Source organism: Xanthomonas chitinilytica, assembly GCF_026107455.2.
GTDB classification, from domain to species: Bacteria; Pseudomonadota; Gammaproteobacteria; order Xanthomonadales; family Xanthomonadaceae; genus Stenotrophomonas; species Stenotrophomonas chitinilytica.
Map to the genome: position 1 here is coordinate 355,528 of NZ_JAPCHY010000002.1, position 19,689 is coordinate 375,216.

The 19,689-nt window shown below is 68.4% G+C and carries 12 protein-coding genes; 7 read left to right on the forward strand and 5 right to left on the reverse strand.

The genetic code is table 11. The features are described 5' to 3' along the window. Positions 1 to 16 precede the first annotated feature (16 nt). Positions 17 to 1,108, reverse strand: a complete 1,092-nt coding sequence (locus OK345_RS03650; protein ID WP_265126547.1) for an acyltransferase family protein — start codon at positions 1,106 to 1,108, stop codon at positions 17 to 19. Here OK345_RS03650 and OK345_RS03655 point away from each other — a divergent pair. After that, entirely contained in the window at positions 1,089 to 1,460 is a 372-nt protein-coding gene (locus OK345_RS03655) for a hypothetical protein (protein ID WP_265126548.1), read from the forward strand. The two genes, OK345_RS03650 and OK345_RS03655, sit on opposite strands and share 20 nt — an antisense overlap. Before the next feature lie 128 nt (positions 1,461 to 1,588). Here the strand turns inward: OK345_RS03655 and nagA are convergent, their stop codons facing one another. The 4 genes from nagA to OK345_RS03675 all read right to left on the reverse strand — a co-directional run bounded on the left by nagA (position 1,589) and on the right by OK345_RS03675 (position 6,314). Then, positions 1,589 to 2,728: an N-acetylglucosamine-6-phosphate deacetylase gene (nagA, locus tag OK345_RS03660; RefSeq protein ID WP_265126549.1), complete on the reverse strand. Its 1,140-nt coding sequence runs from the start codon at positions 2,726 to 2,728 to the stop codon at positions 1,589 to 1,591. A 154-nt stretch (positions 2,729 to 2,882) separates the two neighbouring features. Beyond that, positions 2,883 to 3,911 (reverse strand): SIS domain-containing protein, encoded by a 1,029-nt coding sequence (locus tag OK345_RS03665; RefSeq protein ID WP_265126613.1) that lies wholly within the window; start codon positions 3,909 to 3,911, stop codon positions 2,883 to 2,885. A gap of 8 nt (positions 3,912 to 3,919) precedes the next feature. Next, entirely contained in the window at positions 3,920 to 4,987 is a 1,068-nt protein-coding gene (locus tag OK345_RS03670) for a LacI family DNA-binding transcriptional regulator (protein ID WP_265126550.1), read from the reverse strand. Positions 4,988 to 5,030: 43 nt separating this feature from the next. Beyond that, positions 5,031 to 6,314, reverse strand: a complete 1,284-nt coding sequence (locus OK345_RS03675) for a sugar MFS transporter (RefSeq protein WP_265126551.1) — start codon at positions 6,312 to 6,314, stop codon at positions 5,031 to 5,033. Positions 6,315 to 6,708: 394 nt separating this feature from the next. Between OK345_RS03675 and OK345_RS03680 the strand changes: the two genes are divergently transcribed. The 6 genes from OK345_RS03680 (at position 6,709) to OK345_RS03705 (ending at position 19,677) form a co-directional block, all read left to right on the forward strand. Continuing rightward, positions 6,709 to 7,776, forward strand: a complete 1,068-nt coding sequence (locus OK345_RS03680) for a glucokinase family protein (protein ID WP_265126614.1) — start codon at positions 6,709 to 6,711, stop codon at positions 7,774 to 7,776. Positions 7,777 to 7,816: 40 nt separating this feature from the next. Continuing rightward, positions 7,817 to 10,498: a TonB-dependent receptor gene (locus OK345_RS03685; protein ID WP_265126552.1), complete on the forward strand. Its 2,682-nt coding sequence runs from the start codon at positions 7,817 to 7,819 to the stop codon at positions 10,496 to 10,498. Between the two features lie 105 nt (positions 10,499 to 10,603). Then, positions 10,604 to 12,922 (forward strand): family 20 glycosylhydrolase, encoded by a 2,319-nt coding sequence (locus OK345_RS03690; protein ID WP_265126553.1) that lies wholly within the window; start codon positions 10,604 to 10,606, stop codon positions 12,920 to 12,922. A gap of 379 nt (positions 12,923 to 13,301) precedes the next feature. Beyond that, on the forward strand, positions 13,302 to 14,360 hold the full coding sequence (locus OK345_RS03695) for a glucokinase family protein (protein ID WP_265126554.1): 1,059 nt from the start codon (positions 13,302 to 13,304) through the stop codon (positions 14,358 to 14,360). A 117-nt stretch (positions 14,361 to 14,477) separates the two neighbouring features. Next, positions 14,478 to 17,228 (forward strand): TonB-dependent receptor, encoded by a 2,751-nt coding sequence (locus OK345_RS03700; protein ID WP_265126555.1) that lies wholly within the window; start codon positions 14,478 to 14,480, stop codon positions 17,226 to 17,228. Between the two features lie 112 nt (positions 17,229 to 17,340). Then, positions 17,341 to 19,677: a beta-N-acetylhexosaminidase gene (locus tag OK345_RS03705; protein ID WP_265126556.1), complete on the forward strand. Its 2,337-nt coding sequence runs from the start codon at positions 17,341 to 17,343 to the stop codon at positions 19,675 to 19,677. Positions 19,678 to 19,689: the final 12 nt, after the last annotated feature.

The window sequence follows — 19,689 nt, forward strand, 5'->3', positions numbered from 1 at the left end:
CTCCCACAACGGCCGCTCAGATCTTCAGGTAGATCCTGCGCCGGTCAAGCCACCACATCGGCAGCCACCACAACGCGACGAAGGCCAGCGCGAACGCCAGCGATGCCGCCTTGGCACCGGCCAACGGGGCGATGGCGGCGTCGAATACGTTGCCGTACAGCCATGCCCACAGGCCGCTGGCCATCATCGCCAGCACCATCGCCGAGGAGCCGGCGTAGGCGGTGATGGCATTGACGCCGAAGCGGCGGCCCCACGCCGGCCAGCCGCGGCGGTCGATCAGCAGGTGCGCCTGCCACAACACCGCCAGCGCCCAGCCTGCGCTCCACAGCACGTAGGACGGGGTCCACAGGTTCTTGTTGAACGGCAGCCAGTGCGACCAGATTGCCCCGGCCAGCAGCAATGCCAGCGCAGCGGCCAGCAGGCGCAGCGGCCGACCGCTGCGCAGCAGGGCGCCGGCGTGCAGGCCGAGCAGGGTCGAGGCCAGCGCGCCCATCGTCGAAAGCAGCCCTTCCGGATCGTGCCCCAAGCCGGTGGCCGGGTCGTACCGGTAGAGCAGCGGCCCGAACAACGCCGTGTCGAGGCGGCTGGCGAGGTTGTGCCACGGCTCCAGCGTGCCGCCGCCGTTCAACAGCGCCGAATAGCTGCCCAGCAACAACCCCAGGCACAGCCATTGCGTGCGCGGCCGCAACCAGATCGCCATGATCCCGACCGCGGCGAAGCACAGCCCGATGCGTTGCAGCACGCCCCATGGGCGGTAATGCGGCAGATCCAGCCACCACCACGCCAGCAGGTGCAGCAGCAGGCCCAGGCCGAGGATGCGCAGCGCCCGCACCAGCACGGTACGGGTGAGCGCGAGCCGATCGCCGCCCTGCTCCACCCGCGGCACCACGCCCAGCGCGATCGACACACCGACGATCACCAGGAAGAACGGGAAGATCAGGTCGGTCGGGGTGCAGCCATGCCAGTCGGCATGCAGCAACGGCGCGTACACGTGCCCCCAGTCGCCGGGATTGTTGACCAGCAGCATCGCCGCCACGGTGATGCCGCGCAGGGCATCGACCGAGGCGTAGCGTGTGGGCGTACTGCGAATGGATTGGGAAGCCGTCATTGCCATTGCCTGCGCAGTGAATGTCAGTGTTGCTGTTGCTGTTGCTGTTGCTGTTGCTGTTGCTGTTGCTGATGCTGATGCTGATGCTGATGCTGATGCCGGTGATTTTGTTTTTCGGCTTTTTGACTTTCCCGCCGTAAAGCGAGCCGAGCACCGCAGTGGAACGAGGGGCGAAGAGGCGCACGTGTCTGAGCGAAGCGAGTTGTGCGCCGCCCCCTCGTTCCGCGAGGAGCGCAGGGGACCGATGCGGCGCAGCCGCATCGGCTCGCGTCCGGCCGTGCTTTCTTTTGGTTACTTTTCTTTGCACGAGCAAAGAGGCGCTTTTCAACAGCCGAATGGCTGGTCAAAGTGACTCGCTCCTGCGAAGCAGGAGTGAAAGCTCTTGCCCTTGATCTTCCTTGAGGAAATCCAGGCAAAACTCTCATGCAATCCATGGATCGCGAGGCTTCGCTCTACCCTTCATCCCGGGAGAGGGACTTTTCAATCCCGCTGCCCAGCAATCCAGGTATCCCGCACCTGCAACGCCTCATCCAGCAATACGAAATCCGCCTGGTAACCCGTGGCGATCCGTCCATAACGGTCATCCAACCGCAGGAACTGCGCCGGATAGGTCGAGGCCATCCGCGCCGCCTCCGCCAGCGGCAGGCCCAGCAGGTTCACCGTGTTGCGCACCGCGGTGGCCATGTCCAGCGCCGAGCCGGCCAGTGCGCCGGCGGCGTTGCGCACCACGCCGTCGGTGGCGGTGATGATTTCGCCGTACAGCTCGAACGAGGGGTCGTCGGCGCCGACCATCGGCATCGCGTCGGTCACCAGCAGCACCTTGCCGCGCGGCTTGGCCGCCAGCGCCACGCGCAGGCTGGCCGGGTGCACGTGCACGCCGTCGACGATCACCCCGCACCAGCTGTCCGCATCCTCCAGCGCGGCGCCGACCACGCCGGGTTCGCGTCCCTGCAACGGCGTCATCGCGTTGTACAGGTGGGTGAAGCCGGTGATGCCGGCATCCAGTCCTGCGCGTGCTTCCTCGTAGCTGCCGGCGGTGTGGCCGGCGGCGACGATGGCGCCGTTGGCGACCATGCGCGCGATGGTCTCGGCCGGTACCTGCTCGGGCGCCAGCGTGATCAGGGTGACGCCGTTGTCCAGCGAGGTCGCCATCGCCACTTCGTCCGGCCCCGGCACGCGGAACTTGCCGGCATCGTGGGTGCCCTTGCGCGCCGGCGCGATGTACGGGCCTTCCAGGTGGATGCCGAGGATGCCGGGCACCCCGATGGCGATGGCCTGGCGCACGGCGGCGATGGCCTTTTCCATTACCGCCGCGTCGTCGCTTATCAATGTCGGCAGCATGCCGGTGGTGCCGAAGCGGCGGTGGCCGCGCATCATCGCGCGCAGCGCGTCCACGTCCTGGGCGTTGTTGAGCAGCGCACCGCCGCCGCCGTTGACCTGCACGTCGATGAAGCCGGGCAGCAGCCAGCCGCCGCCGAGGGCGTGGCGCGGCAGGCCCGCCGGCAGCGCCGACTCCGGCAACAGGCCGGCGATCCTGCCGTCCTGCACCCACACGGCGACGTCGGACTGGAAGTCGTCATCGGTCAGGACGCGGGCATTGGTCAATGCGTAACTGGTCATCTTTCCGGTTTCCCTAACGTCGGGGGCGCAACCCCGACCTGCCTGCTGTAGATACGGGGCTTGCCCCGTATCCATTTCCGCGAAGTCCCCGTGCCGGACAAGCCCGGCGCCCACGGGAAATTCCGTCCCTTCCCCCGGGAGAAGGGCAAAAGCATCACACCGTTTCGGTCACCTTGTTCAGATGCGGCGGCAGGTCCGGGTTGTAGCCGCGGCGCAGCGCCAGCGCATTGATCGCGCGGTAGAAGCTCTGGATGGTCAGCAGCGGCGCGCACACCGGATGCGGCGCGGCGGCGACCGGCAGGTCGCCATCGGCTCCGGCCAGCCAGACCCGCGCGCCGCGCGCGCGGAATTCCTCGACCATGCTGCGGGTGCCGGCGCCGGTTTCGTCCGGCTGCGCGAACGCCAGCACTGGGAAGCCGGCGCCCACCAACGCCATCGGCCCGTGCTTGACCTCGGCCGAGCTGTAGGCCTCGGCGTGCAGGCCGCAGGTTTCCTTGAACTTGAGCGCCGCTTCCTGCGCCGCGGCCAGGCCGAAGCCGCGGCCCAGCACGAACAGGTTGTGCGCCGGTTCCAGGCCGTCGGTCAGCGACGACCAGTCGCAGCCCCAGGCCTGGCGCAGCGCGTCGGGCAGCGCGTCGAGCGCATGCAGCAGTCGCGGGTCGTTCTTCCAACAGGCGCCCAGCTGCAGGATCGCGGCCAGCGAGGCCAGGTAGCTCTTGGTCGCCGCAACGCTGCGCTCGGGCCCGGCCCCCAGCGGAATGACGGTCTCGGCCAGCTGCGCCAGCGGCGAATCCTCGACGTTGACCAGCGCCACCACGCGCGCGCCGGCGGCCTTGGCCGCCTCGGCATTGCGCAGCAGGTCCGGGCTCTTGCCCGACTGCGAGATCACCACGTACAGCGCGCCGCGCAGCCGCTGCTGCGCCTCGTACACCGAACCCACCGACGGCGAGGCCGAGGCGGTGACCATGCCCAGCTGGGTCTCGAACAGGTACTTGGCATAGGTGGCCGCGTGGTCGGAACTGCCGCGCGCGCAGGTGACCACGAACGGCGGCGGCGCGCTGCGCAGGGTACCGGCCAGCGCCTCCACCACCGCGCGGTTGCGCGCGAACTGGGCGGCGACGACATCGGCGGTTTCCGCCGCCTCGCGGAACATCAGGGTTTCGGTCTCGCTGGGCAATGCCATGGTTTCGCTCACGCAGAATCGGGGGTGGGAGGTCGGGAAGAGTGGAGACGCATCGGTGCGGTCGAGCCGCGCACCACCAGCTGCGGCACGAAGCCCTGGTTCTGCAGCTGCACCGGCGCGTCGTCGTAGGCGTCGCTGCGCAGCTGGCTGATCAGCAGCCGCGCGGCGTGCCGGGCGATGTCCTCGGTGGCCTGCTTGGCGGTGGTCAGCGCCGGCCACGACTGGCGCGAGAACGGGCTGTCCTCGAAGCCGGCGATGGACAGGTCGTAGGGCACGTTCATGCCGGCCGAGCGCGCCGCGGCCAGCACCCCGGCGGCGATCTCATCGTTGGAGCCGAAGATCGCGGTGGGCGGCTCGCGCAGCGCCAGCAGCCGCCGCGCGCCGCGGAAGCCGTCGTCGAAGGTGTAGTCGCCGGGGATCACCAGGTGCTTGTCCAGGGTGATGCCGTAGTCCTTCAGCGCCGACTCGTAGCCGGCATAGCGCTCGCCGCTGGAGCGGTGCGAGGTGCCGCCCCACAGGAAGCCGATGCGCTGGTGGCCGAGCTGGATCAGGTGCTCGGTGATCTCGTAGGCGGCATCGCGGTCGTCGACGTAGACGCAGGCGCCGTCGCCCGGGTCCTCGGTGGCGGCGATGATGCGCACGGTCTTGATCCCGCGCGCGGTGAGCGCGGCGACCAGCTCGCCGCGCTCGGACATCGGCGCGGTCAGCACCAGCCCGGCCAGCCGCGAGCGCTGCACCCAGTCGGCCAGCTCGTCGGCCAGCAGCGGCGAGGTCGAGTCGCAGGGATGGATCTGCAGGCCGAAGCCGGTCTCGCGACAGGCCGAGAGCACGCCGTTCTGCACGCCGATGATGTGGTACGGGTTCGGGTTGTCGTACACCAGCCCGATCACGAAGGTGGTGTTGCTGCGCAGGTTGCGTGCGGACGGGTCCGGCTCGTAGTCGAGTTCGGCGACCGCGCGCAGCACCCGTGCGCGGGTCGCCTGCATCACCGACGGCTCGTTGTTGATCACCCGCGAGACGGTCTTCAGCGAGACCTTGGCCCGCTCGGCGACGTCCTTGATGGTGGGTCTGCGCATTACCGGTTCCTGCGTTGTCTGGGTGCCTGCCATGATGCGCGATTCAGCCGGCACGCGCCTTGCCGGCGCGGTGGCCGTACACGGCGAAGAACAGGATGTACAGGTAGCACGGCACCGTCAGCCCGGCGAACACCCACTGGAAGTCGTAGTGCTGCTTGAGCACCGCGAACAGCTGCGGAATGATCGCGCCACCGGCGATGCCCATGATCAGCAGCGCCGAGCCGGTCTCGGTGAAGCGGCCCAGGCCCTTGATCGCCAACGGGAAGATCGCCGGCCACATCATCGCGTTGGCGAAGCCGAGCGCGGCCACGAAGCCGACCGAGACATTGCCGCGGGTCAGCAGCGCGGCCAGCGCGAACACCAGCCCCAGCACTGCCGAAACGCTGAGGTAGCGCTCCTGCGAGATGAAGCGCGGGATCAGCGCCAGGCCGGCCAGGTAGCCCACCAGCATCGCCGTCAGGGTGAACGAGGTGAAGAACTTGGTCTGGTCCAGCGGCAGGCCGAAGCCGTTGCCGTAGGTGCCGATCGCATCGCCGGCCAGCACTTCCACGCCCACGTAGACGAACAGGCACACCACGCCCAGCAGCAGGTGCGGGAACTGCAGCACGCTGCGCTTGCCGTCGCCGCCGTTGCCGCGCTCGGCGTTGGCCTCGGCGGTCTTCAGCTCCGGCAGCGGCGAGAACAGGATGCCGACCGCCACCACCACCAGGATCGCCGCCATCACCAGGTAGAAACCGCGGATGCTGGCGGCGAATTCGCCCAACAGCTGCGCCTTGGTGGCGGCATCGGCATCGGCCACCGCCGCCGACAGGTCGCCGATGCCGTGCAGCACCAGCGTGCCCAGCAGCAATGGCGCCAGGATGCCGGCGACCTTGTTGCAGATGCCCACCATCGCGATGCGGCGGGCCGCGCTCTCGATCGGGCCGAGGATGCTGATGTAGGGGTTGACCGCAGTCTGCAGCAACGCCAGGCTGCCGCCGATCACGAACAGGCTGCCCAGCACGCCGGGGAACCAGCGGTGGGTGGCGAACTGGCCGAATGCCAGCGCGCCGGCGGCGCCGATCAGCAGGCTCAGCGCCAGTCCCTTCTTCATGCCGGTGCGCTTGAGGATCCACGACGACGGCAGCGCCAGGAAGAAGTACGACAGGTAGAACACCATCAGCACCAGGAAGGCGGAGATCTCGCTGACTTCGAACGCCACCTGCACGAAGGTGATCAGCGGCCCGTTGAGCCAGGTGAAGAAGCCGATGATGAAGAACAGCAGGCCGATGATGGCGATGGACGAGGCCATGCTGGCGCGCGGGGCGGGAACGGAAACGGCAGACATCGAAAAACCTCCTGCAGCTGCGGGAGACGGGTGGGGCCGTCTGTCGGTAACTTGGAACAACGTTGTCACATTTATTCGTTGACGCCGTCGTCTTTGTCAACCGGCAGATGCGCCCCACCCCCGAACCGGACGCTTGAGCGGGAACCGTGCAGCGCTTGTCCCGCCTCGGTTTTCCGTGAGCAGAACCATCCACGCCAAGCCTTCACCCGCTCCTTCCCGGAATCGCGGAGGTCGTGCCCGGATGCGCCATCGCCGTTGCGGCGCAGCATCGAAAGTTTCGGATATTCGTTGACATCGTTGTCAGGACGATTACAGACTCGGCCGGAACAGGCGCCCGTTCCGGCCCCATCCATCCAAGGGAATCCGAGTGACCGCTGTCGTCCCCCATCTCCAGATGCCCGACCAGGCCACGCCGCTGCCGACGTTCCTGGCCGCCGACGTGGGCGGCACGCACGTGCGCGTGGGCCTGATCCAGGCCAACACCGGCACGGCTTCGCCGATCCAGATACTGGCCTACCGCAAGTACCGTTGCGCCGACCACCCCAGCCTCGGCGCCATCCTGGCCGACTTCTGCGCGCAGGCGCCGGCGGTGCGCGAGTGCGTGATCGCCAGCGCCGGCTACCCGCTGGCCGACGGCACCGTCATCACCGCCAACCTGCCCTGGCCGCTGGCCCCGACGCGCATCCGCGACGAACTCGGCCTGCACGCCGTGCACCTGGTCAACGACTTCGAGGCCGTCGCCCACGCCGCCGCCCATGTCGATGCCAGCCAGGTGCTGCAGCTCACCGGGCCGGCCCAGGCGCCGCGCGGCCCCACCCTGGTGGTCGGACCCGGCACCGGACTGGGCGCCGCCGTCTGGATCCCCGATGGCCCGCGCGCCGTCGTCCTGGCCACCGAGGCCGGACAGGCATCGCTCGCCGCCGGCACCGAACTGGAAATGGCCGTCCTGCAGCAGATGCTGCGCGGCCGCAGCCACGTCTCCATCGAGCACGGCGCGCTGTCCGGCCCCGGCCTGCTCAACCTCTACAACGCCCTGTGCGCCGTCCGCGGCGCCACCCCCGTGCATGCCACCCCCGATGCCGTCAGCGCCGCCGCCTGCGACGGCAGCGATCCGCTCGCCGTCGAAACCCTGCAGCTGTTCTGCGGCTTCCTCGGCTCCACCATCGGCGACATGGCCCTGCTCTACGGCATCCAGGGCGGCATCTACCTGGCCGGCGGCATCCTCCCCAGGATCCATCCGTTCCTCACCCACAGCAGCTTCGTCCAGCGCTTCCTCAACAAGGGGCCCATGCGCGAGGCGCTGCAACGCATTCCCGTGAAGGTGGTCGAGCACGGGCAGCTCGGCGTCATCGGCGCCGCCAGCTGGTACCTGCAGAAGATGGCCGACGAGGCCGCGACGATACCGGCAACAGATCCACCCGCAGCAGCTCCGTACGCAACAACCAACAGCGCAATCAAGTAGCAGTCAGAGCAATCACACCCAAGTGTTGAGGAGAGACAACATGCATCGCAAGACCCTGCTTTCCGCTGCCATCATCAGCTGCCTGGCTTTCACCGCACAGGCCCAGGAGCCGACCGCCGCGCCACAGGCCACCGACCTGGATACCGTGCAGGTCGTCGGCATCCGCGGCAGCATGGAGAAATCGCTGGACACCAAGCGCGATGCCAACTCGCGCGTGGAAGTGGTCACCGCCGAAGACGTCGGCAAGCTGCCGGCGCACAACGTGGCCGATACCCTGCAGCGCCTGCCCGGCGTCAACATCAGCTCCTCCTCCGCCGACGAAGGCGGCTTCGACGAGGCCGACCGCGTCAGCCTGCGCGGCACCAGCCCGAGCCTGACCCAGACCCTGATCAACGGCCACAGCGTCGGCTCGGCCGACTGGTTCGTGCTCAGCCAGGGCGGCAACGTCGGCCGCAGCGTCAGCTACACCCTGCTGCCGTCCGAGCTGGTCAGCTCGGTGGAAGTGCACAAGTCCTCGCAGGCCAGGCTGCAGGACGGCGGCACCACCGGTACGGTCAACATCATCACCCGCAAGCCGCTGGAGTTCGCCAACCCGATCACCGCCGAGGCCTCGGTCGGCGTGGTGCGCTCGGACCAGGCCAAGTCCAACGACCCGCAACTGTCGGGCCTGTTCAACTACCGGAACGACGAAGGCACCTTCGGCGTGATGGTGCAGGCGTTCAAGCAGAAGCGCGAGCTGCGCCGCGAAGCGCAGGAACTGCCGGCCGGCTTCTTCCAGCTCGGCCGCAATACGGATGGTTCGATCAACGCGCTGGGCCAGTCCAATCCGGACCTGGTCGACGTCTATGCCCCGAGCCTGCTCGGCTCGACCCTGTTCGAACAGACCCGCGACCGCAAGGGCGGCCTGGTCGAGCTGCAGTTCAAGCCCAGCGACGACCTGAGCCTGGGCCTGAGCGCCTTCTCCTCGAAGATGCAGGCCAACAACTACAACCGCAACTTCATGCTGTGGGGCGGCGCCTTCGCCAACTCCCAGGCGCCCGACGCCGGCTACGTGGTCAGGGACGGCGTGCTGACCGACGCCACCTACAGCGGCGACCCGGACACCTACTACGCGGTGTACGACATGATCTACCGCGAAGCCACCGCCAAGTCGAACTACGTCACCTTCGACGCCGACTGGAACATCAACGACAGTCTGAGCGCGAAGTTCCAGGCCGGCACCACCAAGGGCGAAGGCTCGACCCCGCGCCAGTTCATCGCCGAAGTGGTTTCGGCCCAGGGCGGCGGCGCAAGCTGGACCACCCACGGCAAGGGTTCGCCGATCGACTGGAACGTCGGCGGCGACATCTCGCCGAGCGGCTCGGACTGGGGCGGCACCTGGGGCAACCAGGAAGTGACCGCCAAGGACAAGGAGAACTGGGGCAAGGTCGACTTCACCCAGTACTTCGACACCGGCACCCTGAGCTCGATCGACTTCGGCGCCCGCTACGCCGACCACAAGCGCGAAGCCCTGTCGCCGGAAGGCGCCACCCCGGGCGCCGGCATCTGGGACGCGCTGCAGGGCGGCGCCACCGGCAACTACCCCGGCGGCTTCGCCAGCGGCATCGGCGGCAACTTCCCGCGCGACATCTGGTACTTCACCCCGGGCGCGCTGAAGGAAGCGATCCTCGGCAACTCCGAGTGGCTGTCCAACAACCACGGCCCGGACGGCCGCCACAACTACGGCGCCGAGTGGAAGGTGCAGGAGAAGAACTTCGCCGCCTACGTGCAGGCCAACTTCGTCGGCGACCGCTGGAGCGGCAACGTCGGCCTGCGCTACGTCAACATCGACCAGGACATCGACACCTACCAGGCGGTCAGCGACCCGGCCAATGCCGACGTGTCCAGCCTGTTCGGTGCGTGGAAGGCGCTGTCCTACAACAACAAGCACAGCCGCGTGCTGCCCAGCGCGAACCTGAAGTTCGACCTGGCCGAGGACCTGGTGTTCCGCTTCGCCGCGTCCCAGACCCAGACCCTGCCGGACTTCTCGGCGCTGGGCGCTTCGTCCTGGGGTTCGGACCTGAGCCGCACCGGCGGCGGCGGCAACCCGAAGCTCGACCCGGTGGTGTCCACCAACTTCGACGCCAACCTGGAGTGGTACTTCATGCCGCGCGGCCTGCTGTCGCTGGGCGTGTACTCGATGAACCTGAAGGACTACGTGGCCTTCGGCACCGAGACCCAGATGCTGTTCAGCGAGCTGACCAACCAGCTCGAGGCCTACCAGGTCGCAGTGCCGGTCAATTCCAACGGCAAGGTCACCGGCGTCGAGTTCGCCTACGAGCAGCCGATCGGCGACAACTTCGGCGTCAACGCCAACTACACCTATGCCGACGGCAGCACCTCGCACACCTGGGCAGACGGCAGCAACAACCTGCTGGGCACCTCGAAGAACACCTACAACGTGGGCGCCTACTTCGAGAACGACAGCTTCGGCGCGCGCGTGGGCTACACCTACCGTTCGGCGTTCCTGATCGGCCTGAAGGGCGCCAACCCGTACTACCAAGACGATTTCGGCACCCTGTCGGTGGCGCTGAGCTACAAGGTCAACGACCACCTGAGCTTCTCGCTGGACGCGCTGAACCTCAACGACCCGACCTACAAGTACTACCAGAGCGCCAACATCCCGACCGCGTTCTACACCAACGGTCGCCAGTACTACTTCAACGTCCGCCTGAAGTACTGATCCACCGGCAGCGACGCCTGCCGATCCCGTTCCACCGCGATGGGCCTGGGCTTTCCGGGCCCATCGCGTTTCCACCGCGGCCCGGTCGCCGCCAGGAGCCCCAGCATGAAGACCCTGTTTTCCCGAACGCTCGCCGCACCGCTGCTCGCGGCCGGCCTGTCGCTCGGCCTTGCGGCCTGCGGCGACGCCCCGTCCGATGCCCCCGCGCCCGTGGCCTCCGCCCCGGCGCTGATCCCGGCGCCGGCCATGCTGCAGGCCGGCGAAGGCCAGTTCGTGCTGCATCGCGGCCTGAAACTGCACGCCGATGGCGACGCCGCGCGCACGGTCGCCGGCCAGTTCGGTGCGCTGCTGGCACGCAGCAACGGCCTCGACCTGGCGCTGGAGGAAGGCGACCCGGGCAACACCGGCATCGCCTTCGTCCTCGAACCCGGCGACGGCGCGGCCGAGGCCTATGCGCTGGAGGTCACGCCGTCGCGCGTCGAGGTGAAGGCCGGCGACGCGCGCGGCCTGTTCTACGGCGCCATGACCCTGTGGCAGCTGGCCAGCGGCCAGGGCGACGGCAGCGTGGCGATCCCGGCGCTGCGCATCGAGGATGCGCCGCGCTTTTCCTGGCGCGGCTTCATGCTCGACTCGGCGCGCCATTTCCAGAGCGTGGACGAGATCAAGCAGCTGCTCGACGCGATGGCGCAGCACAAGCTCAACACCTTCCACTGGCACCTGACCGACGACCAGGGCTGGCGCATCGAGATCAAGCGCTACCCGAAGCTGACCCAGGTCGGCGGCTGCCGCATCCCCGCCGGCGACGGCGGCCGCGACCCGGTCAGCGGCCAGCCGCGCGATTACTGCGGCTACTACACCCAGGCGCAGATCCGCGACGTGGTGGCCTACGCCGCCGCGCGCCACATCGCGGTGGTGCCGGAAATCAACGTGCCCGGCCATTCCACCGCCGCCATCGCCGCCTACCCGGAACTGGGCGTGCTGGACACGCCGCTGCAGCCGCTGCCCGAATGGGGCGTGTTCCCCAACCTGCTCAACGCCGAGGAAAGCACCTTCGAGTTCGTCGAGAACGTGCTGGCCGAAGTGGTGGAACTGTTCCCCGGCCGCTACGTGCACGTCGGCGGCGACGAGGCGGTCAAGGACCAGTGGATCGCCTCGGCGCGGGTACAGCAGCGCATGCGCGAACTGGGGGCGAAGGACGAGGCGGAGATGCAGAGCCACCTCATCAAGCGCCTGGAGCGCTTCCTGGCCGGACACGACCGGCGCCTGATCGGCTGGGACGAGATCCTCGAGGGCGGCCTGCCGCCGGAGGCGACGGTGATGTCCTGGCGCGGCACCGACGGCGGGCTGAAGGCCGCCGGCGAAGGCCACGACGTGGTGATGGCGCCGTCCTCGGAACTGTACCTGGACTACCTGCAGACCGCCTCGCGCAACGAGCCGCCGGGCCGGCCGGCGACGATCCCGCTGCAGCAGGTATATGCATTCGAGCCGGTGCCGGCGCAGCTCGATCCGGCCTACCACCACCACATCCTCGGCCTGCAGGCCAACGCCTGGACCGAGCACATGCGCAGCTTCGCCCGCGTGCAGCACGCCTTCTTCCCGCGCATCGCCGCGGTGGCCGAGACCGGCTGGTCGCCGGCCGCGCGCAAGGACTACGCCGACTTCCTGCAACGGCTGCCGGTGCAGCTGCAACGCTATCGCGCACTGGGCATCGCCTGGGCGCAGACGCCGTTCCAGGCGGAGTACGACGTTGCGCCCACGGCCGACGGCGTGCAGGTGACGCTGTCCAACCCGCTGGGCTACGACATCCGCTACAGCACCGACGGCAGCGCGCCGACCGCCGCCTCCCCCCTCTACCGCGAACCGCTGCAACTGCCGCTGCCGGCGCAGCTGCACGCCGCGGTGTTCGCCGAGGGCCGGGCGCTGGCCGAGCCGACCGCGCTGGCGCTGGACGCCCCCTCGCTGCGCAACCGCGACAACGCCGCACTGCAGATGTGCAGCAGCGGCCTGATGCTGCGCCTGGAGGACGACGGCCCGGCCGATGGCGAACGCGCGATCTTCAACGTCGACATCTTCAACCCCTGCTGGCTGTGGGAAGCGGCGGCGCTGGACGGCATCGACCGCATCCGCGTGCGCGCCGGGCAGATCCCCTACTACTTCCAGCTGGCGCACGACGAGCCAGCCCGCCGATTCGTCCCGGCCCGCAGCGCCCACGGCGAACTGGAGATCCTCGCCGGCTGCGATGGCCCGCTGCTGGCGCAGGTCCCGCTGCCGGCCACGGCCGGGCCGGACGGCTTCATCGAACTGGACGCGGACATCCCGGCACAGGCATCGCCCCGGGACCTGTGCGTGCGCTTCACCGGCGATACCCGGCCAACCATGTGGGTGGTGGACCGGATGACCCTGGTCCCGGCCGGCACCCACTGAAACCTCCCGCTTCCCGGAAGGCCACCGCCCACGGTGGCCTTCCGCGTTTCCGGCCCCCGGCCGGCGTCGATGCCATCGGCCGCCACCCTATCCCGCCCCCTTCGGGCGGGCAGCGATCCCCATGGATCGATGGACGAAGGACATGCAGCCATGCCGGAAACTTCCGATCATTTTTTTTGCAAAGCCCCTTCCTCACCACTTATCGCCCACCGATTCCTGATCATCCGCCTGAAAAACAAGGTTGGCCATCTTTAAAATATCCATTCAATTCATATGGATAACAATGAAAAAGGCGGCATGAAGGATGTTGAAAATTTTTTGCAACCACTGTTGACATCGTTGTCACATTGAGCCGACACTGCGACTCACGACGGGCTGCATGCGCCCCGTTGCCGCAACTACCGGGGGACATGTGGTCGCACGGCTCAATCCAGCTCCTGTCCAAGCCGCCCTGGAGGGGACCGATGCCTTCCTGGCTGCCGATGTCGGCGGCACCCATGTCCGCGTGGCGCTGGTGCGCGAGGACCGCAACGGCGCCCCCCAGGTCCAGGCCTATCGCAAGTACCTGTGCGCCGACCACCCCGGCCTCGGCGCCATCCTGGCCGACTTCTGCGCACAGGCGCCGGCGGTGCGCGAGTGCGTGATCGCCAGCGCCGGCTACCCGCTGGCCGACGGCACCGTCATCACCGCCAACCTGCCCTGGCCGCTGGCCCCGGCGCGCATCCGCGACGAACTCGGCCTGCACGCCGTGCACCTGGTCAACGACTTCGAGGCCGTCGCCCACGCCGCCGCCCATGTCGATGCCAGCCAGGTGCTGCAGCTCACCGGGCCGGCCCAGGCGCCGCGCGGCCCCACCCTGGTGGTCGGACCCGGCACCGGACTGGGCGCCGCCGTCTGGATCCCCGATGGCCCGCGCGCCGTCGTCCTGGCCACCGAGGCCGGACAGGCATCGCTCGCCGCCGGCACCGAGCTGGAAATGGCCGTCCTGCAGCAGATGCTGCGCGGCCGCAGCCACGTCTCCATCGAGCACGGCGCGCTGTCCGGCCCCGGCCTGCTCAACCTCTACAACGCCCTGTGCGCCGTCCGCGGCGCCACCCCCGTGCATGCCACCCCCGATGCCGTCAGCGCCGCCGCCTGCGACGGCAGCGACCCGCTCGCCGTCGAAACCCTGCAGCTGTTCTGCGGCTTCCTCGGCTCCACCATCGGCGACATGGCCCTGCTCTATGGCATCCAGGGCGGCATCTACCTGGCCGGCGGCATCCTCCCCAGGATCCATCCGTTCCTCACCCACAGCAGCTTCGTCCAGCGCTTCCTCAACAAGGGGCCCATGCGCGAGGCGCTGCAACGCATTCCCGTGAAGGTGGTCGAGCACGGGCAGCTCGGCGTCATCGGCGCCGCCAGCTGGTACCTGGGGCACAGGGAGGCGTGGACCCAGTGAACCGGTAGCAGCAATGGATGGCGCGTCCGCGGCCGGGGGGCCGATGGCGCGATTGCATACCGGCAGCCCTTCCGCGGCGGCCGGAGAACGATTCCAACAATGATGAGGAGAGACATCATGAGGTACCGCAAGTCCGTATTGTCCGCCGCGATCGTCGCCTGTCTCAGCTTCCCGGCCGTCGCCCAGGAAACCGGGGCCGATGCGACCGAACTGGACCGGGTGGTCGTCACCGGCATCCGCGCCAGCCTGCAGCAGTCGCTGGAGACCAAGCGCAACGCCGACGCCATCGTCGACGTGATCACCGCCGAGGACGTGGGCAAGTTCCCCGCCACCAACGTCGCCGAGGCGATGACCATCATCCCCGGCGTGACCATCGACCGCGCCTACGGCCAGGGCGAGAAGGTATCGATCCTGGGCACCGACCCGGCGCTCAACCGCACCCTGCTCAACGGCCAGTCCATCGCCTCGGGCGACTGGAACATGTCCGACTTTCCGACCCGCACCTTCAACTACTCGCTGCTGGCGCCGCAGCTGGTGGGCAAGGTGGAGGTGTTCAAGTCGCCCGAGGCGCGGCTGGAGGAAGGTTCGATCGGCGGCACCGTCATCATCTCCACCCGCAAGCCGCTGGACATGCCGGAAAAGATCAGCATCACCGGCCAGGTCAGCTATTCCCGCAACGACCGCGTCGAGAAGACCGACCCGCAGGCTTCGGCCGCGTTCGGCTGGAAGAACGATGCGGAAACCTTCGGCGTGATGCTTTCGGCGCAGTCCGCGCACGAAAGCATCCGCCGCGACGGCATCGAGGCCTACGGCACGGTGCTCGGCCGCGACTACTACTACGGCCAGGGCGGCGGCGGCTCGGTGGCCAACCCGCCGATGGACTGGTCGATCGGCGCGCCTAAGGACCCGACCTGCGTCGGCAGCTGCGCCGACACCCTGGGCGCCAACCTGGATGCGGTCGGCCCCAACTCGATCAGCGCCCATTTCTTCGAGCAGGAGCGCAAGCGCAACACCTACTCGGCCACGCTGCAGTTCAAGCCGGTCGACAAGCTCAGCATCGAATTGAACGCGCTGAAGATCGACGCCAACTTCGACCACATGGCGCAGTCGATGTTCGTCATGCCGGGCAACGCCTGGAACAGCCTGTTCACCCTGACCGACCTCACCGTCGACAACGGCATCATCACCAGCGGCACGCACAAGAACGGCCTGGCCATCTTCGACCTGCAGAACCGCCGCGCCAAGGTCGAGTCGGAAACCTACGACGTCAAGATCGACTGGAACGACGAGCGCTGGTTCGCCTCCACCCACATCGGCCACACCAAGGCCGAGGGCGGCCCGGAACAGGTGTTCGGCGAGTTCCTCGCGCGCACCGACTACACCTGGTCGATCGCCGGCGCGCCCAAGCACCCGGGCAGCGTGACGTTCAACGGCGCCAACCCGTTCACCAACCCGGACATGTTCCAGATGGATGGCGGCTGGGGCGACGACCCCGACTCGCCGACCTGGAATACCGGCTGGGGCGGCAACCTGGTGGAAAAGCCCACCGTGGACAAGGAAACCTACGGCCAGGTCGACTTCGGCCTGAAGCTGGATTCGCCGGTCTACCTGCTGCGCTTCGGCTACAAGCAGCGCGCGCACGAAACCAGCCAGATCCAGCGCGGCGTGGCGCTGGCCTCGGTCGCCGGCTATGGCGATGCCAAGGCCTCGGACTTCAACCCGCGCAAGCTGCCGGGCAACTACCTGGACGGTTTCGGCGGCTACGGCGATCTCGGCGACCGTTTCACCATCGACGGCTGGGCGCTGGCCGACTTCATCAGCAGCGGCGCCTGGCTGGCGCCGTGGCAGACCATGCCGGCGGTGTCGACCTTCAACGCCGCCGAGTTCGTGCGCAACACCTGGACCATCGAGGAAGACACCAAGGCCGCCTACCTGCAGGCCGACTTCAGCTTCGACCGCCTGCGCGGCAACATCGGCGTGCGCTACGTGCAGACCGAAGTGGGCAGCGGTGCATGGAACTGCTCGGTCAACACCAGCGACTGCCCGGCCGACAGCTACGTGTGGGGCGTGCAGAAGAACAAGTACAACAACACCCTGCCGAACCTGAACCTGGTATTCGACGCCAGCGACGACGTCGTGCTGCGCTTCTCGGCGGCCAAGACCATCGCCCGCCCGAGCTATGCCGACGTGTCCAGCTACCTGTGGCTGGCCGACCAGACCCTGACCGGCGGCGGCGGCAACCCGAACCTGAAGCCCTACCGCTCGACCAACCTGGACTTCTCGGCCGAGTGGTACTTCTCGCAGGACGCCATCCTCGCCGGCTCGGTGTTCTACCGCGACATCGCCGACTACATCCTGATGGCCTCCACCACCGAGACCCACTGGAACCAGAACCAGAACCAGGACACCCAGTACCAGGTGGATCGCCCGCAGAACGCCGGCGACGCCAGGGTCAAGGGCGCCTCGCTGGCGTGGCAGCAGAACTTCGGCGCCGGCTTCGGCATCGTCGCCAACTACACCTACTCCGATGGCGAGGCCACCGGCGGCCGTCCGCTGCCGTTCAACTCGAAGAACCAGTTCAACATCGCCCCGTTCTTCGAGAACGACCGCTGGGCCGCGCGCGTGACCTACAACTGGCGCGACAAGTACTTCACCCAGGTCAGCGGCGGCCGCGACCTGTGGACCATGGACTACACCTCGGTCGACGCTTCGATCGCCTACAAGGTCAACGACCACCTGACCCTGGCGCTGGAAGGCATGAACCTGCTCGACGAGAAGTACCACAGCTACTCCGGCGTGGAGCAGCTCACCCGTGGCGCCTACCTCAGCGGTCGCCGCTACATGGCGTCGCTGCGCTTCGCGTTCTGATGCCGCCGTAACCGGCAAACGTTCGACCGCTGTCTTCTCCTCCAGCGGGCCTGGGGTTCCAGGCCCGCTTTTTTTTGGGGGAAGATGCGTTGCCCGCTTCCGTGGAGAGACCATGATCCGTTACCGCCCGAATTCTCCCCTCCGCACGCTGCTGAGCGGCGGCCTGCTGCTCGCGCTTTCCGGCGCCGCTGTCGCCGGAGGCGCCGCGCCGGCGCATCCGGTCGCATCGGTGATCCCGCTGCCTGCCCATGTCGAGTCCACTGCCGCCGGCTTCGTCGTCGACCGCGACACCGCCGTGTACGGCAACGGCGATGCCGCGCGCACCGTGGCCGGCCAGTTCTCGGCACTGCTGGCCCGCACCACTGCGCTCGAGCTGGCGGTCGCCAGCGGCGATGCCCCGCCCGCGGCCGGCGCCATCCGTTTCGAGCTCGACCCGGCACGCCACGGCGATCCGGCCGAGGGCTACCGCTTGAGCGTCGGCGCCGACGGCATCGTCGTCAGCGCCGGCCACGCCCCCGGGCTGTTCTATGGCGCCGTCACCCTGCTGCAGCTGATGACGCCGGGCGACACCGCGCCGATCGCGGTCCCGGCGGTGCGCATCGACGATGCGCCGCGCTTCGCCTGGCGCGGGCTGATGCTGGATTCGGCGCGGCACTTCTGGAGCGTGGAGCAGGTCAAGTCGTTGCTCGACGCGATGGCCGTGCACAAGCTCAACACCTTCCACTGGCACCTGACCGACGACCAGGGCTGGCGCATCGAGATCAAGCGCTACCCGAAGCTCACCGAAATCGGCGGCTGCCGCGTGCCGCAGGGCGATGCCGGCCGCAAGGCCGATGGCTCGTCCAACCTGTATTGCGGCCACTACACGCAGCAACAGATCCGCGACGTGGTGGCCTATGCCGCCGCCCGCCACATCACCGTCGTCCCCGAGATCGACGTGCCCGGCCACGCGCAGGCGGCGGTGGCGGCATACCCGGAGCACGGCGTGGTCGACGGCCCGACCGAGCCCTCGCACAACTGGGGCGTGAACCCTTACCTGTTCAACCCGCGCGAGGAGACGCTGCAGTTCCTCGAAGGCATCCTGGCCGAGGTGCTCGAACTGTTCCCCGGCCCGTACGTGCACATCGGCGGCGACGAGGCGGTGAAGTACCAGTGGCAGGCCTCGCCGCAGGTGCAGGCGCACATCCGCGAGCTGGGCCTGAAGGACGAGGAAGCGCTGCAGTCGTACATGCTCAAGCGGCTGGAAACATTCCTCGAGGACCGCGGCCGCAAGCTGATCGGCTGGGACGAGATCATCGAGGGCGGACTGCCGCCGCAGGCCACGGTGATGTCCTGGCGCGGCACCGAGGGCGGCATCGAGGCCGCCACCCACGGCCACGACGTGGTGATGGCGCCCGGCCACACGCTGTACCTGGACTTCCTGCAGACCGACCTGCCGGACGAACCGCCGGGCCGGCCCAAGTTCACCCCGATGCAGAAGATCTACGCCTTCGACCCGGTGCCGGAAGCGCTGACCCAGGCGCAGAGGAAACACGTGCTCGGCGTGCAGGCCAACGTCTGGACCGAGCACATGCGGCTGTTCGAGCGCGTCCAGCACAACATCTTCCCGCGCATGGCGGCACTGGCGGAAATCGCCTGGTCGCCGCTGGAGCGCAAGGACTACGACGACTTCCTGGCACGCCTGCCGGCGCAGCTGCAGCGCTACCGCGCACTCGGCATCCCGTATGCGCAGACCGCGCTGTCGGTGGCGATGCAGCGCCACGACGACCGCATCGGCAACACCGTCGGCATCGAACTGTCCAACCCGCTCGGCTATGCCGACATCCGCTACACCACCGACGGCAGCGCGCCCACCGCGCAGTCGCCGGCCTATCGCGCGCCGCTGACGCTGCAGGTGCCGACCGAGCTGAAGGCCGCCGCGTTCTTCGACGGCAAGCCGCTGGCCGACCGCGCCAGCGCCTGGACGCTGGATGCGGCCTCGCTGCTCACCCGCAGCGACAAGACCTTGTCGCAATGCCCGGACTCCGGACGCCTGGTGCTGCGGCTGGAGGACGACAACCCGCTGGAAGGCCCGCGCGAGAGCTTCGACGTGAGCATCTTCTATCCGTGCTGGCTGTGGGAAGGCGCGCAATTGGAGGGCATCGCCTCGGTCAAGGTGCGCGCCGGCCGCCTGCCCTACAACTTCGGCCTGCTGCGCGACGAGGAAGCCGCGCGCCGCTACCGCAAGCCGGTCGCCGAACACGGCGAGTTCGAAGTACGCGCCGGCTGCGAAGGCCCGGTGTTGGCCTCGGTACCGCTGCCCGCACAGCCCGGCGCGGACGGCTTCGTCGAACTGGAAGCGCCGCTATCGGCCACCGCCGCGGAGCGCACCGACCTGTGCATGACCTTCAGCGGCGATACCCGCCCGCAGATGTGGGTGCTCAACCGGGTGACGCTGCAGCCGGAATAAGCGCCGCCAGCG